This is a genomic window from candidate division KSB1 bacterium, from assembly GCA_034506255.1.
Classification (GTDB): domain Bacteria; phylum Zhuqueibacterota; class Zhuqueibacteria; order Zhuqueibacterales; family Zhuqueibacteraceae; genus Coneutiohabitans; species Coneutiohabitans thermophilus.
The window spans coordinates 890,515-906,433 of the sequence record JAPDPX010000001.1 but is presented as its reverse complement, the minus strand read 5'-3'; the positions used below and the strand labels follow the sequence as shown (position 1 = coordinate 906,433).

Sequence of the window (15,919 nt, the reverse complement as noted above, 5' to 3'; positions counted from 1 at the left end):
TCAGCGCGGGCCAGGCCTCCCCGGATGCTTTTCAATCACACAGCGCGGTCATAGCCACAACCAAACCTGTCAACCGCGAGGATGCAAAGGGGCGAAGGATTGGGCGCTGCGATCCCAGCGGCATTCCCCGCGGAGGGGATCAATCTGGGTGCAAAATTCAAGAAATGGTTTTTCCCGTGGCATTTCTGCTTTCGTGGACGGATTGTTTGTGATTGATGTCGAAGCCGATTGATGTTTCCTCCTACGAAACGGCTTTTCCCACGCAGCGCCAGAAAACAGCTCCAGCGGAGCACACTGTTTATAGCTGCATCCCATCCCCAAAATGCAAGCTCCGAAGGAGCGGCCTGTCGAATTTCTCATGATCTGGCGCGTTTTTTTGAGGAGAACCAACCAGGTTGCCTCTGCCGGAGTTGACCGCGCGTTTGCCTGCAAAATTTTTATGCACCTGCGGGGTGGCTGGGCGCTGTGATCCCAGCGGCGTTTCTCGCGGAGGGATCAATCTAATTGCAAAATTCAGGCAATAAGAACGATGCAGCGATTTCTTTGCGTCAAGCTTTTGGTGCTGGCGCTGGCGGGCTGTGCCGCCGAGCCGCCCGGCGACATCACAGACCCCGGCCATCTCATTTATCTGGGCTTTGTCAATCGCGAGGTGAACTGCAGCCGCTGTCATGGCCCGGAAGGAACGGGCGGCATGTTCGGGCCGAAGATTCACGACGTCATGCGGCGCAAGAGCCGGTCGTACGTGCGCGACATCATTTTACACGGCAAGGGGGAGGAAGAGGACGGCATGCCCGGTTTTGCGCAGCATTTGACGCCGGCACAGGTCGAGCAGGTGCTGGATTTTCTTGCCACCTGGGTTGACAGTACGACACAGCCGGCGCGCACCGATTCCGGCGGCGTGTCCGCGACGCCGTGAACGACACCCCTCAGGTTTCCGCGCGCAACACCTCCAGCGGCGGCCGGTCGACAATGCCGCGGCTGTTCAGCATTCCCAGCAAAATCGTCAGGGCAATCACTGCCAGCGCAATGACGCTGCTGGGCAGCAGCGCCGGCGCAAAGGTCACTTCGAACACAAAGCGCGCCAGCGCCCAGGTGCCGGCAAAGGCCAGCAGCATGCCGGTGACGGCCGCCAGTCCGCCGAGCAGGAAATATTCGATGGTCATGATTTGGATCACCTGGCGGCGGTGCGCGCCGAGCGTGCGCAGCAGCACGCTTTCCTGAATGCGCTGATAGCGGCTGGTGATCACCGCGCCCGCCAGCACCACCAGGCCGGTCAACACGCTGAAGAACGCCATGAAGCGAATCACCAGGGCGGCCCGGCTCAAGATCGCGTCCACCGTGGTCAGAATCAAAGCCAGATCGATGGCGGAAACATTGGGGAATTGCTGCACCACCGCGCGCTGCACCCGGGCTGACAATTCCGCGTTGCCGGCGCGTGTCACCAGCACCTGAAATTGCGGAGCATTCTCCAGCACGCCGCCGGGGAACAGCACGAAAAAGCTCGGCATCATGCGCTGCCAGTTCACCCGCCGCAAACTGCCCACCCGCGTTGGCAGCAATACCCCCTGCACGTCGAACACCAGCTCATCCCCGAGTTTCACCTTCAAATCCCGGGCAATGTCCTCCTCCAGGGAAACCAGGATGGAATCATCCGGAGAGCTGCGGCGCTGCAACTTGCCGGCCAGCAGCGTCTCGTTGTCGTTGAGGTGGTCGCGATAGGAACAACGATATTCCCGGCGCAGGGCCCATTCGGGAATGCCGGCGGTGGAATCCCGCTGCAACACGCGCGTTGGCGTGCCGTTGATGCTCTCCAGGCGCATGGTCACGACCGGCACCTGCTGCAGCAGCGGCAGATGGAAAGAGCGCAGGAGAGCTGCCAGCGCCGCGGCCTGATCGGGCTGCACGTCGAAGAGCACGAGATCCGGTTGTTGATTGGCGCCGGTCAGCTCGACCTGGCGGAGCAGAGTCTCGCGCGTCAGGTACAAGGTGGTGAGCAGAAACGTGCCGAAGCCGAGCGCCAGCAGCAGCATCAGCGTTTGATTGTTGGGACGGTGAAGGTTGGCCAGACCCTGCCGCCACACGAAGCTCCAGTGGCCGGGAAAGTAGCGGCGCACGGTGCGGGTCAGCAGTTTCGCCAGACCGGCGAGCAGGCCAAAGGTCACCCCCACGGCCGCTGTGAAGAACACGCCCTGCACCGCGTTTTCCATTTGGCGCATCGCAAAGGCGGTGACTGCCAGGGCGATGGCGGCGTGAAGCAGCCAGCGCAGCCCATTGCGGCTTGCAGCAGGTTGTGCTTCAAAAGTGGAACGCAGACTCAGCAGGGGGGAGATCTTGCGAATGCCGGGCAGCGGCAGCAGCGCGAAGAGCAGCGACAAACCCAGGCCGGTGATGATGCCATCTGCCACGGCGCGCCAGGAAAGCCGCATCTCGAGCTCCACCGGCAGGAAATCGCCCAGCACGCGCGGCAGCAAAGTTTGCAAATAAACGCCGAGCGCCGCCCCGCCGGCTGCCCCCAGCAGCGCCATCATCACGGTTTGCACCAGAAAGATGCCGAAGGTTTGCCGCACGGCGGCGCCCAGACAGCGGAGCACGGCGATGGTTTCGAGCTTTTGTTTGATGTAGACGTGAATGGCGCTCGCCACACCGATGCCACCCAGCAGCAGCGCCATGAAGCCGGCGAGATTGAGAAAGCGCGTCAGGTTTTGCATCGCCCGGCCCAGTTCCTGCGTGCGGCTTGCCACGGTTTCGCTGCTGAGACGATGCCGGGCCAGTCTGGGCTGGAGGGCGCGCACCAGCCGCCCGGCATCGACGCCGGGATCGAGTTGGAATTGCACACTGTAGACGATCTGGCTGCCGCGCTGCACCAGTTGGGTGGCCTCCAGAAAGCGCAGGGGAATGAAGACGCGCGGGCCGAGGAAGGCATTGGCCGCGGATTCGCCCGGAATGCGCAACAAGCGGCCGGCAATGCGAAACGTGAGGTTGCCGATTTTGATGGAGTCACCCACCGCGGCCTGATATTGCAGCAGCAGCCCCTCCTCGACCAGGGCATTTTGTCCTTCGCGATAGGAGACGGCCGCCGCGGGCGGATCGGTTTCAAGTTGACCATAGAACGGGAAATCGCCGGCCACGGCTTTGATGCGGGCCAGGCGCGTGCCGCCCTGTTTGGGAAAATACACCATCGAGGAGAAACGCACAGCGCGCGCCTGCCGGCCGCCCAGGGAGTCAAACAGGGCTTCGATCTCGGGAGCAAACGGCTGGCGTCCGAAGATCACCAGATCCGCACCGAGCAGCACCCTGGCCTGCGCCTGCATCGCGGCGGCCAGATTGTCACGCAGCGAGCTGATCGCCACCAGCGCGGCAATGCCCAGGGTGATGGCGGAGACGAACAACAGCAGGCGGCGGCGATGCGTGCGGCTGTCGCGCCAGGCCATGCGCCAGATCCAGCCGGCGGCGGCGCGGTGCGGCTTGCCGTTTTGCGAGGAGGCACCAGCCCGCGGGGCGCGCCACGGCGATGCGTTACTCGCTTGCATGTGCGCCCACCCTTGCCTTATATTGGCCATCCGCGCGTTCGTCGGAAATCACCGCGCCCCCATGCAAGCGCAATATGCGCTGCGTGCGGCGCGCCAGCTCGAGATTGTGGGTCACCAACACCAGTGTGGTGCCGGCCTCGTGGTTCAAGTCGAAGAGCAGGGAAATGACGCGCGCGCTGGTGTCGGCGTCGAGGTTGCCGGTGGGTTCGTCGGCAAACAAAATTTTCGGGTGATTGCTGAAGGCGCGCGCCAGGGCCACGCGCTGCTGTTCGCCGCCAGAGAGTTGCGCCGGGTAGTGATTCATGCGGTCGGCCAGCCCCACGCGCGCCAGCCAATCCGCGGCCGCCGGCCGCACATTCTTTTCGCCGCGCAGTTCGAGCGGCACCATCACGTTCTCCAGCGCGGTGAGGGTGGGCAGCAGCCGGAAGCTTTGGAACACGAAGCCGACATAGTCGCGGCGCACGGCCGCGCGCTCATCTTCCTCGAGACCATCGAGCGCAATGCCGTGCAAGCGCACGCTGCCAGAGCTGGGACGGTCCAAGCCGGCACACAACCCCAGCAGGGTGGTCTTGCCGCTGCCCGAGGGGCCGACGATCGCGCAGGTCGCCCCTGCCGCCAGCGTGAACGAAACGTGATGCAACACTGTCAGCGTGCGCTGGCCACTGGTGAAAGATTTGCTCAGATTTTTCACCTCCAACACCGGATTCGAAATCATGATCATTTCTGACATGCACCAATTCCTTGTCTCTCGCCGAACGCTCCCGCCCCGGCCGAGCCGGGGTCCCAAAACGCCGGACGTTGTTTCAGCTTCCGCGGTTTTGCCGCCACCAGCAGGCCGGTGCAGCAGCCTTCCGGCAAGGGTTTGCGATTGCAGACGGGCCCAGCTTCACAAGCGGTTGCCCCCGTGGCCCGGAGTTTTTGCCGGCGGCCGATCGCGCCGTCATCGCGCGCAGGCCGGGCGGCAATGTACAAAAGCGGAGAACACATGCGCCAACTATTTCACGTGGGTGGCGTTTTTTTTCTCGCCACCGGCATGCTCATGACAACCGCGGGACAAACCATGCAGCCCGCTCAAACCGCGGCCGCGCCCCGGACAATTCTCGTTCTCGGCAACAGCCTGGCGGCCGGCTTCGGCCTCGATCCCGAACTGGCCTTCCCGGCGCTGCTGCAACAGAAGATCGATTCGCTGGGCTGGAATTTCAAAGTGATAAATGCCGGGGTGAGCGGCGAAACTTCCTCCGGCGGCTTGCGGCGCATCGACTGGCTGTTGCAGCGCAGGGTCGATGTCCTGCTGCTCGAATTGGGCGCCAACGACGGCTTGCGCGGCATCCCGCTCATGCTCACCAAACAGAATCTGCAGGCGATCATCGATCGCGTGCGGCAGAAAAACCCCGATGTGAAAGTCGTGATCGCCGGCATGCTGGTGCCGCCCAATCTGGGCGCGGAATACAGCCGCACCTTTCGCGCCTTGTTTCCCGAGTTGGCGAAAAAAAACGGTGCCCAACTTGTGCCGTTTCTGCTCGAAGGCGTGGGGGGTGTGCCGGAGTTGAATTTGCCGGATGGCATTCACCCCACGGCTGCCGGCCACCGCATTGTGGCGCAAAATGTCTGGAAAGTGTTGCGGCCGGTGTTGCAGTCTTTGAATACCGGACTGAGGTAGTCCTGCCATCTTGCATCGCATCTTCAAACAGCAAAGCCGAACACCCAAGACCGGGCGGAATGCCGAGGCGGGGCAGCGCTGTGGAGAAGCGGCGGATCGCGACACCCCGGCCACACACCGCTCCGAGTTGCTCCTGCCACATGCCGGGCGCTGCTCTCTGCACTTGCATTTGCCGGCGGAAATGTTCATTTTGCCGTCGCATTTTCGACTGGCTGAAGGGCTGGGCGGACGTCACACCTTCCGTTTGAGAATGAGAATGACCAGGCTTTGGCGCCCTTTTTCCCTCTTGCTCATGACTGCCCTGGTGTTCAGTACCGCGGCTGCCGGCAATGTTGCTCTGCCCGTGCAAGCGCTGCAGGGAATGGCCGGAGACTCCTCCCGCCAGGCCGTGGTCGCGAGGGGACAACCAGGCAAACCACGCACGGCACTGTTTCACAACAATCAGATGCAGGCACACGAGCTGGCAGGTCGCGACATAAGCTGGGGCTGGCTGGTGCTGGGGTTTTATGTGTTGAGCGGCCTGCTCTTCGGCGGCTTGAGCAGTTACCACGCGCTCGGCAGAGGCCGGCCACCCTTGCCGTATTTTCTGCTGGGGTTCTGCCTGAACCTGCCGGGATACATTCTGCTATTGATCCGCACGCCGCGAGGGGATCAGCAAATTCCACCGGGACTGGTGAAAGTGCCGAAGACGCATGTCCCGCTTCCGTGCAGCCATTGCGGCCATCCCAACCATCCCGCGGCGAAAAAATGCGCTGCTTGTGGCAGCCGCCTGCAGCCGGCAGTGCAATCCGATCTTGACCGTTTGCAACTTTAGCGGGGAATGCCTGCCGGTAAAGCTTCACCTCACAAACCGACAAGCCAAAAAGTGTCCATCCCAAGCACTGACTTTGCGACTGTTCCGGCGACGGTTTGGCCGTGGGTTTCAACACCCTGGATTTTTTCCGAAGCAGGCGGTTTTGGACCTCCCGGCTCGGCGCCGGTGGCGCACGTTTGCAGACAAAAACCAAATACCTGAATTTTGCATGTGGGCTTGCGGTTGCCCGGAAGGAAATGTCGAGCGTTCCTGACTTCGAAATTCGCCCGTTTGCCGAAGGCGTCACGCTTTCGCTCCCACGAAAATGGACGGCCACGAAATGGCTTTTTCCGTGGGATTTCTGCTTTCGTGGGCGGATTGTTTGTGATTGATGCCGAAGCCGATTCATGTTTCCTCCTACGAGACGGCTTTTCCCACGCAGCGTCAGAAAACAGCTCGAGCGGAGTGAACCGTTTATAGTTGCGTTTTTATAGGTAAATCCTTCAGGGTCGGTGCCTGAAAGCACGACTACGAAAGCTCATTTTTTCATGCTGATGGGTGCCCATACGGGCATGGCAATTTCTCATGATCTGACGCGGTTTTGTTAAAGAGAACTCCTGCCGGAGTTGACCGCACGGTGGCCTGCAAAATTTTTTCTGCCTCACCCCCTGGGTGATTGGCCGTTGCGATCAAACCGGCGTTCCTCGCGGAGGGGAGCAACCTGGGTGCAAAATTCAGGAGATAAACAGAACTCTCCCGGCAAACAGAGCTGCCACGCAAAGTCGGCACTGATTTCGTGGGGGAGAAGGACATGATGGGTCGCTTCACTACAAAAAGTGTCTCGGGCATGGGGGGCTGTCATGAGTGAAATCAGGGAAGTCGGCGGCGGCATGCCGGCAGCAAATCCAGAGATGCAAACGTTGGTTGCCAAAATGACGCGCGACATGCGTTTTGTCGGCATCTTCACCATCATTTTTTTATGGTGCCTTGATCTGTCTGGGCATCATCACGGCAATCATCGGTGTTCCTCTCATCCTCGCCGGCGTGCGGTTGCGCGAGGCCGCGGAGGCTTTTGGCGGGTATGTCTCTGGCCGGGATGCCGGCATGCACAGGGCGCGATGCGCCTGCCGGGCGGTTGACAGGAACCATCCTCTCTCAGAGGCGCCCTCTGATCGTGCCGTGCGGTTGCACACGGCTGTGCCCGGAGGAAGGCCTGCGTTTTTTCATGCCGATGGCAGCGCTGCAAAAACCGGGACACCATTCGCCATCGTATCAATATGCAATGATGTCACTGGTTTGGCGTGTTTGCCGGGACAGCAAGCAGGCATGCCGGCTGCTGCGGGTCCCGTCAAAGTGACGCTACACCCGCGGATCTGTTCCAGGCCTTGGTCTGCTGTCAGCCCCGGCTGCCCGTGTTGGTAGCGCTTGTCGAAACGGGAATAGATCGGGGGTGGCGATGGTTTATTAAAAAGCGTCCGCCAGTGGGCGGCAGTGTGAGCAAGATCCAGAGCAAAGCAGTCTTCACCCGTCATCCAAAGTCGAGAGCACATGTCAGCCTGGCAAGCGGTAACCGCGGTCAACTGGCCTGCACGCCTGCGCGCAGCCCTGGTCAACATCCTGCATTCCGGCAGCGGCATGCAGGAGCGGCCACTGCTTGACAAGCACCATGAGAGCAATATTGCCGGCCTTTATGTTGTTGGTGACCTGGCCGGTGCCCCGGTCATCAAATACGCCATGGCGCAGGGCTACGAGGTGATCGAACACATTGCTGCGTTGCCGCAGGCGATCGGCGGCAGCGATCCCGGGTTGTATGATGTGATCGTCATCGGCGCGGGTGCCGCCGGCCTGAATGCCGCCCTGCAGGCGGCGGAGCGCGGCATGCGCTATCTCCTGCTGGAGAAGGAGAAGATTGCCAACACCATCGAGAATTTTCCGGAGGGCAAATACGTCTATGCCGAGCCGGACAGCCAGCCTCCCAAGGGCAAGCTCTGGCTGGACGGCGCGACCAAGGAGGATTTGATCCGGCGCTGGCATGAAATCATCGCACACAACCGGCTCAATGTGCATACCGAGGAGGGTGTGACCGGTTTGGAGAAGCGCGACGGCATCTTCTGGGTGAAGACCGCCAAAGCTGTTTACCGCAGCAAGCGCGTCGTGCTCGCCACCGGGCAGCGCGGCAATCCGCGCAGGCTCAAGGTGCCGGGGGAGGAGCAGGAACATGTCTATCACCGTCTTTATTCGCCACGGCATTACCAGAACGAAAACCTCCTGGTGGTGGGCGGAGGCAACAGCGCGGTGGAGGCAGCGATCACCCTCAGCGAGCAAAATAAAGTCTATCTCTCCTATCGGCGCGGCCGGTTCGAGCGTATTTTCAAGGACAACGAGCGGCAGCTCGAGCAGGCGATTGCGGCGGGTCGCATTGAGCCGATTCTGCATTCCCAGGTGAAGGAATTTGGCGCACACGAGGCGACACTGATCATCGAAGAGGATGGCCGGCGCGAGACGCGCCGGGTTCCTTTTGATCATGCCTTTGTGCTCATCGGCGCCGAGGTGCCGCGTCAGTTTCTCAAATCGCTCGGCCTCAAGATGGAAAATGAATGGGAGGGCAGCCTGGCGCGCGCGGTTCTGCTCACCCTCGCCGGCTTTCTCGGTCTGGCGGTTTTCGGCGCCAGCCTGGGCGGCCAGGTGCAGGTGCCGGGCGTGAATTTGTCCGCGCTGCCGGGATGGAGCGGTGCCTTGTTGTGGGCACTCAGTCTCGGCAGCCTGATCTTTTTCGGTGCGCGCGGTGATCGTTTTGCCTGGCTGGGTCTGTCCTTTTTCGTGTGGTACACCGTCTACGGCGCCAAAGTCGGCAAGGGGGAGGAATTCTGGCCGTTCCAAAACTGGGGCTACGAATTTCTCTCCTTTTTTAACCGGCCCTGGTCATTCTGGTATACCGTGCTGTATACCGCGCTGATGACCTTCTTTGGGCTGCAAGCTTTGAAACGCTGGGGCCTCGACCACAAGGACAAATTTCAAATCTGGCGCTATGTCAGCCTGCTCAGCTTTCAGTGGATCTTCTTTTTTCTGATTCCCGAGTTTCTCTTTCAACTGGCGGTGAAGTATCAGTGGGTGGGGGAGAGGCTGGCGGGCGATCCCGCCTTTGCCGGGCAGGCCTGGCGCAGCTATGGCCTGGTCTACGCCTGGCCGCTGTTCTTCTATACCTTTTTTTACAACCCGCATCAGGTTTGGGTGGTGTGGGGCGTGCTGCTCACTTTTGTGATCATTCCGATCTTCGTGCTGTTTCACGGCAAGCGTTATTGCTCGTGGATTTGCGGCTGCGGCGGGCTGGCGGAGACGTTCGGCGACCGCTGGCGTCATCTCGCGCCCAAGGGCAGGACGTCGATCCACTGGGAGTGGATGAATCTGGCCGTGCTCATTTTCGCGGCCCTGGTCACGGTGTTGATGCTGCTCAAGGATGTTTACAGCGCGCTGCGTGGCACTGCGGAACTGGGCATCAGTCTCTATCGCATCTACGCCGATGTCTGGCTGGTCGGCATCTTGCCGGTGACGCTCTATCCCTTTCTCGGCGGCAAGATTTGGTGCCGCTATTGGTGCCCGCTGGCCAAGCTCATGCACTTGCAATCCGCGCTGTTCAGCCGGCTGAAGCTCAGCCGCTTCAAAATCCTCGCCAATGACAAGTGCATCGGCTGCTACGAATGTTCGCGCAACTGCCAGGTCGGCATCGATGTGATGAGCTACGCGCTCAAGCAGCAGGTGTTGGACAATGCCACCAGCTCCTGCATCGGCTGCGGCATCTGCGTGACCGTCTGTCCGATGGATACGCTGAGTTTTCGCGGGGAGAATGGCCATGCCCCCGTGCTGCCGGTGAAACTCACCTACCCGCGCAGGCAGGGGACGGCGTGAGCAGGTGAGCGTCAGGCGTTCAATCAAAGGGGCAAAGTGCGGGCGCGGTGCCCGCTGGAAAAAGCACGGCCTCCGCCACACTCACGGGACATGGATTTTGTTCCTTCCTGTTCCCCTGAAAATTTCGCGGCGCGGGCTTTCCGCCTGCCTTGCAGACAAAGATTCTGCGCCGCCTTGCCCGTTTCTGCAACGGTTTGACCATCGTCGCAAATTTCTCAGATGCTCCAGGAGCCTCGTGGTTGCGCAAAGCCGGCTGCAGCCGGGGTTGAAACGTTTGCGGACAGAGACTGACTGTGCTCACAGCCATCCTGTGAAAGAGCCTCTTGCAAATCCCGGCACGTTGCCCGGGATTTCACGAGATTCACGCGGACAGTCTCTCAAGAAGCACTGTCGCAAAGCAAGGCAACCACGCCCTAATACAACACTCTCACCTTGATCGTCACTTCCATCTTTTTCAAATCTTCCACGATCTGGCGGTCCACCAGGCGATCGACATCGGTGACAAGATAGCCGATATCCTCCTCGGTTTTGAGAATCTGGCTTTCGATGTTGATGCCGAGGCGGGCAAATTCCTGGCTGAACGTCGAAATCACGCCGGGCACGTTTTTGTGGATGTGCAGCACGCGATGGCGTTCGCCCTGCACCGGCAACTGCACCTCGGGGAAATTGACGCTGCCAATGGTGGCGCCGGTGTTCATGTAGGTGACGAGCTTCTCGCTGGTTTTCCTGCCGATGTCCTCCTGTGATTCCTGCGTGCTGCCGCCGATGTGCGGGGTGAGAATGACGTTGGGCAGGCCCTGCAGCCCGCTGACGAATTTTTCCTGATTGGACTGCGGTTCGTTTGGAAAAACATCGATGGCGGCGCCCGCCAAATGGCCCGCGAGCAGCGCCTGGCGCAGATCCGCGAGATTGACATTGCGGCCGCGGCTGAGATTGAGCAGATAGCTGCCCGGCTTCATCAGCCGCAGTTGCGCCGCGCTGATCATGTTGATGGTGGTTTCATCCTCCGGCACATGCAGCGTCACCACATCGGCGCGGTGCAGCAAATCGACCAGGGAAGGCACCGGCTTGGCGTTGCCGAGCGGCAGCCGTTCGGCGATGTCATAGTAAATCACCTCCATGCCCAGCGCCTCCGCCAGGATGGAGACCTGCGAGCCGATGTGGCCGTAGCCGATGATGCCCAGCGTCTTGCCGCGCACTTCGAAGCAGCCGGCGCTGCTTTTGTCCCAAACCTGATTGTGCGCCGCCTGATTCTTGGGAAAGATGCGGCGCAGCAGCATGATGATCTCGCCGATCACCAGCTCTGCCACACTGCGGGTGTTGCTGTAGGGCGCATTGAAAACCGCCACGCCCTGCCGCCGCGCCTGCACCAGATCCACCTGGTTGGTGCCGATGCAAAAACAGCCGATCGCCCACAAGCGCCGTGCGTGCTGCAGCACCCTGGCGCTCACCTGCGTCTTGGAACGAATGCCGAGCAGGTGCACGGACTCGATCTTGCGGCACAGGGTTTCTTCGTCGAGCGAGCCGGGCAGGGATTCGATCTGGTAGGTTTCCGCCTCGAAACGCGCCAGGGCCGCGGGGTGAATGTTTTCCAGCAGCAACACCCGGATCTTGTTTTTGGGGAAGGAAGTCTTGGGCAGACTTTTCAGCAGATGTTTGACGCGATGCATGGTGTTCCTGGATGGAGCGAAGAGGAAGATGCTTTTTTCAAATCGCCTGCGCGGCGCGCAAGGCCCGGAGCTCGCGGTCATCGAGGCGCAGCAGCGTGCGCAGGATTTCCTCCGTATGTTGTCCAAGTCGGGGCGGCGGCAGGCGCACCGCCGCAGGCGTGGCGGAAAATTTTGCCACCGGGCCGGGCAGCCGCAATTCCGCGCCGGCGGGGTGCTCGACACTGGTCACCATTCCGCGGCTGAGAACATGCGCATCCTGCAAAATCTCGGGAATGGTGTGGAGTGGATCGCCGAGGCCGGAATGCCTGCGGCCAGCAGCAGGGCCAGCCATTCGCCGGTGGACTTCTCGTGCAGCCGGCGTTGCAGAGTGGCAATCAGAGCTTCGCGGTGCTGCAGGCGCATGGCATTGGTGGCATAGCGCGGATCCTCCGCCACGGCCGGCAGTTCCAGACAGCGGCACAACCGGCGAAATTGCCCGTCATTACCCACAGCGATTGCAAAACTGGCCCTCCGCCGTGGCAAAAGTTTGATAGGGTGCAAGATTGGGATGGGCATTGCCATGAGGTTGCGGCGGTTCGCCGGAAACGAGATAATTCATCGCCACATTGATGAGCCATGAGACCTGGCTGTCCAGCAGGGCGATGTCGATGAATTGTCCTTCCCCGGTTTGGCTGCGATGATGCAGGGCCGCGAGAATGGCGGTGGCGGCGTACATGCCGGCCATCACGTCGGCAATTGCCACGCCGACTTTGGCAGGCTCGCCCCCGGGCGCACCGGTGATGCTCATGATCCCGCCCTGCGCCTGCATGATGAAATCATAGCCGGGCCGTGCGGCATACGGGCCGGTTTGTCCATAACCGGTGATCGCGCAATAAATCAGGCCGGGATGATGCAGCCGCAACGCCGCATAGTCCAACCCCAGGCGTGCCAGCTCACCCACTTTGAAATTCTCCACCAAAACATCACTCCGGGCTGCGAGTTTGCGGATGAGCTCGCAGCCGGCCGCGGTCTTGAGATTGATGGTGATGCTTTTCTTGTTGCGATTGCAGCCCAGGAAACAGGCCGATTCCCCGTGAAACCAGGGCGGCCCCCCATTGCCGCGTGTCATCGCCGTTGCCGGGCCGCTCCACTTTGATGATTTCCGCACCCATGTCGCCAAGCAATTGGGTGCAAAACGGTCCGGCCAAAACCCGCGAGAGATCGAGCACGCGCACGCCGGCCAGGCAACCGGGAATGTGAGAGTTCATGAGGCGGATCGATGCTGAAAATTTTGCGGGGAGGCTGCACACGGCGGGCACAACTCCTGCGCTGCCGTGGCGGCGGCCTTTGGCTGCGAATGGTGCGCAATATATCACGCGGCCGGCAGAGGCGCAAGGCTGAAATTTGCTGCGAGGTAATGCCTCCGTTACGTTGTGTGTGGGGGGAACGCGATGCTGTCACCTGAATTTACAGGCCGGCTTGCTGTTGCCCGGAGGCAATGGCGTGTTCACAATACGCCACCAGTTATTCCGTTTGAAGTCGAGCAAGACTTTTTTGGAATGTCGGGCGCTCCCGAATTCGACATTCGCCCGTTTGCCGAAGGCGTTACGCTTTTTCTCTCGCGAAAATGGACACCCACGAAATGGCTTTTTTCGTGGGCGGATTGTTGTGTATTTGATTCTGACGCTGAGGGTTGAATCACTGTAGTGCTGTAAACCGAGCGTCCTGAGCGGGGCTGCCGGGTGTGCTCCCTCTCATCTCGAGGCAGCGCCAATAAACAGCTCCGGTGGAGCGAACTGTTTATAGCTGCGCCCCATCCTCAAAATGCAAGTCCCGGAGGAGCGGTCTGTCGAATTTACTTTTGTAGTAGACCCTTCAGGGTCGGTGCCCGAAGGCACGACTACGAAAGTTGATTTTCATCATGAGAGCTGCGGCGCACGGCATGGCAATTACCCCGGTGGCGATTCTGTGCTTGACTTTCTTGCTTTCGCTTGCGACAATCAGCCCGGACAGCGCCATCACGATTGTCGCGCAAGGAGGAGAATGTCAGACATTCATGCACCCGCCCGGTGGAAAATTTGGACGGCTTTTTCCGCGGTTTATTTCCTGTGGGGGTCAACCTATCTGGCCATGCGATTCGCCATCACCTCGCTGCCGCCATTTTTGATGGCGGCCACGCGTTTTCTCACCGCCGGTGCCGCGCTTTATCTCTGGGAAAGAGGACGGGGAACGCCCGGGCCCGACCGGCGCCTGTGGAAAGTCACCGCGATCAGCGGCACCCTGCTGTTGTTCACCGGCAATGGTGGCGTGGTGTGGGCGGTGCAATATGTGCCGAGCGGATTGACCGCCGTGCTGGTGGCCATGGTGCCGCTCTGGATCGTGGTGTTGATGTGGGTGTGGCAAAAACGCGGACAGCCGGATGGCCGCACGCTGCTGGGCATCTTCATCGGCATGGCCGGCATCGCGGTGCTGGTCGGCCCCGAGCGCTTGCTGGGCAGCGGCGCCGTTGATCCCGCAGGCATGGTGGTGTTGATTTTGGCCTCCCTCTCGTGGGCGGCGGGCTCGCTGTACTCCACCCACCGCCATCTCAAAGCCCCGCCCCTGCTCGCCACCGGCATGCAGATGTTGTGCGGTGGCTTCCTGTTGCTGGTGCTGGGCCTGCTCGCGGGAGAGGGACAGAAATTCAGCCTCGAACAGGTTTCGTTGCAATCCTTGCTCGCGCTGATTTATTTGATCGTCTTTGGCTCTCTCATCGGATTCACGGCCTATCTCTGGCTCCTGCGCGTGACCACGCCCGCGCACGCCTCGACTTATGCCTTCGTCAATCCCCTGATTGCGGTGATTCTGGGCTGGGCCATTGGTGGTGAGTCGTTGACTGCCCGCACCCTGGTTGCGACGCTGTTGATCGTCACGGCGGTAATCGCCATCGTCCTGAACCGGCCGCCCATGTCGTTGCCCAAGCCGGCCAGTGGCGCAGAAGTCCCCTCGCCCTCCCCGCCGCCGGCCCGGCCCGAACCACAGAAGATTTGCACCGAGGCCTGTTGAGTGAACCTGCACGCGGCCGTAAAACCACCCGGTTGAGAACATCCCCGACCTGCTCGATACAGGTGCCCGGAGCACTTGCAAACCATGTCTCATACAGCGAACATTGATTTGGCGTAACAACCCAGCCTTTTCAACGACCAGGAGACGGAGATGCCCCATACTTTCCGTGACATCGAGACCAAAGCGGTTCATGCCGGCGAGCCGGCGCCGCGCATCGCCGGCGCGGTCAGCATGCCGATTTTTCAAACGGCGATGTTCGAGTACGACGGCGAAGAGACCGGCTATCATGACCTGCGCTACATCCGCTTGAACAACACGCCCAACCACCTGGCGGTGCAGCACAAGCTGGCCGCGCTGGAGAATGCGGAAGCGGCGCTGGTCACGGCCAGCGGCATGGCCGCCATTTCCACCACGCTGCTTGCCCTGCTGGCCAGCGGCGATCATTTGCTGGCGCAGAGCAATCTCTATGGAGGCACGCATGATTTCATCACCCGGGATCTCCCGGCGCTGGGCATCACCTATGATTTCATTGACGGGAATGATCCCGGGAGTTGGGCGGGCAAACTGCGACCCACCACCCGCGTGCTTTATGTGGAGGCCATGTCCAACCCGCTGCTGCAAGTGGCGGATTTGCGCGCGGCGGTGACTTTTGCGAATGCCCACGGCCTGGTTTCAGTCATCGACAACACCTTTGCCAGCCCCTACAATTTTCGGCCGGCAGAATGGGGATTTGATCTTTCGCTGCACAGCGGCACCAAATACCTCAACGGCCACTCCGACATTGTGGCGGGTGCGGTGATCGGACGGACCGGCCTGGTGGAGAATGTGCGCCTCAAGCTCAATCATCTCGGCGGCGCGCTGGATCCGCACGCCTGCTTCCTGCTGCAGCGCGGCATTGCCACGCTGGCGGTGCGCATGAAACAGCATAATGAAAGCGCCCTGCAACTCGCCCGCTTTCTGAGCGGGCATCCCGCCGTCGCCCGTGTGAACTATCCGGGTCTGGAAAGTCATCCGCAACACCATCTCGCGCGCGAATTTTTCAATGGCTACAGCGGCATGCTGAGTTTCGAACTGAAAGAGGGGTTGGCTGCCGCCCGGCGCTTCATCGCACGCACGCAGATTCCCATCAAAGCGCCGAGTTTGGGCGGCATTCACACCCTGATCACCCGGCCGGCCACCACCTCGCATGCCGGCATGTCCCCCGAGGAACGGCTGCAGTTGGGCATCACCGACAGCCTGATTCGTGTCTCGGTTGGAATTGAATCGACTGACGAATTGCTTGCCGATTTTGATCAGGCGCTGCGGCCGTGAGCGCATACTCGGCGTGTGCAGCGTG

9 protein-coding genes and 1 pseudogene are annotated in these 15,919 nt (G+C 60.8%); 6 read left to right on the top strand and 4 right to left on the bottom strand.

The window, feature by feature from the left end:
* Positions 1–529 precede the first annotated feature (529 nt).
* Entirely contained in the window at positions 530–916 is a 387-nt protein-coding gene (locus ONB52_03610) for a cytochrome c (protein MDZ7415229.1), read from the top strand.
* 10 nt (positions 917–926) lie between these two features.
* Here the strand turns inward: ONB52_03610 and ONB52_03605 are convergent, their stop codons facing one another.
* The gene (locus ONB52_03605; GenBank protein MDZ7415228.1) at positions 927–3,530 is read right to left on the bottom strand and encodes an ABC transporter permease; all 2,604 of its coding nucleotides are present in this window, start codon (positions 3,528–3,530) and stop codon (positions 927–929) included.
* On the bottom strand, positions 3,517–4,260 hold the full coding sequence (locus ONB52_03600; protein ID MDZ7415227.1) for an ABC transporter ATP-binding protein: 744 nt from the start codon (positions 4,258–4,260) through the stop codon (positions 3,517–3,519). Before ONB52_03600 ends, ONB52_03605 begins: the two co-directional genes overlap by 14 nt.
* Positions 4,261–4,569: 309 nt before the next feature.
* Here ONB52_03600 and ONB52_03595 point away from each other — a divergent pair, with 309 nt between their 5' ends.
* The 3 genes from ONB52_03595 (at position 4,570) to ONB52_03585 (ending at position 9,889) form a co-directional block, all read left to right on the top strand.
* The gene (locus ONB52_03595; protein MDZ7415226.1) at positions 4,570–5,190 is read left to right on the top strand and encodes an arylesterase; all 621 of its coding nucleotides are present in this window, start codon (positions 4,570–4,572) and stop codon (positions 5,188–5,190) included.
* A 256-nt stretch (positions 5,191–5,446) separates the two neighbouring features.
* Complete coding sequence (locus tag ONB52_03590; GenBank protein ID MDZ7415225.1) at positions 5,447–6,004, top strand: zinc ribbon domain-containing protein; 558 nt, start codon at positions 5,447–5,449, stop codon at positions 6,002–6,004.
* A gap of 1,527 nt (positions 6,005–7,531) precedes the next feature.
* Positions 7,532–9,889, top strand: coding sequence for an NAD(P)-binding domain-containing protein (locus ONB52_03585; protein ID MDZ7415224.1), 2,358 nt, complete (start codon positions 7,532–7,534; stop codon positions 9,887–9,889).
* A gap of 413 nt (positions 9,890–10,302) precedes the next feature.
* Here ONB52_03585 and serA read toward each other — a convergent pair whose 3' ends face one another.
* Together serA and ONB52_03575 are read right to left on the bottom strand one after the other, a co-directional pair.
* A complete protein-coding gene (gene serA, locus ONB52_03580; protein MDZ7415223.1) occupies positions 10,303–11,559 on the bottom strand; it encodes a phosphoglycerate dehydrogenase in 1,257 nt (418 codons plus the stop codon).
* Between the two features lie 37 nt (positions 11,560–11,596).
* A pseudogene (locus tag ONB52_03575) lies at positions 11,597–12,806 on the bottom strand (CoA transferase).
* Positions 12,807–13,581: 775 nt separating this feature from the next.
* Between ONB52_03575 and ONB52_03570 the strand changes: the two are divergent.
* Both ONB52_03570 and ONB52_03565 read left to right on the top strand, forming a co-directional pair.
* Positions 13,582–14,583, top strand: a complete 1,002-nt coding sequence (locus tag ONB52_03570; GenBank protein ID MDZ7415222.1) for an EamA family transporter — start codon at positions 13,582–13,584, stop codon at positions 14,581–14,583.
* 150 nt (positions 14,584–14,733) lie between these two features.
* Positions 14,734–15,894 (top strand): aminotransferase class I/II-fold pyridoxal phosphate-dependent enzyme, encoded by a 1,161-nt coding sequence (locus tag ONB52_03565; GenBank protein ID MDZ7415221.1) that lies wholly within the window; start codon positions 14,734–14,736, stop codon positions 15,892–15,894.
* Positions 15,895–15,919 lie beyond the last annotated feature (25 nt).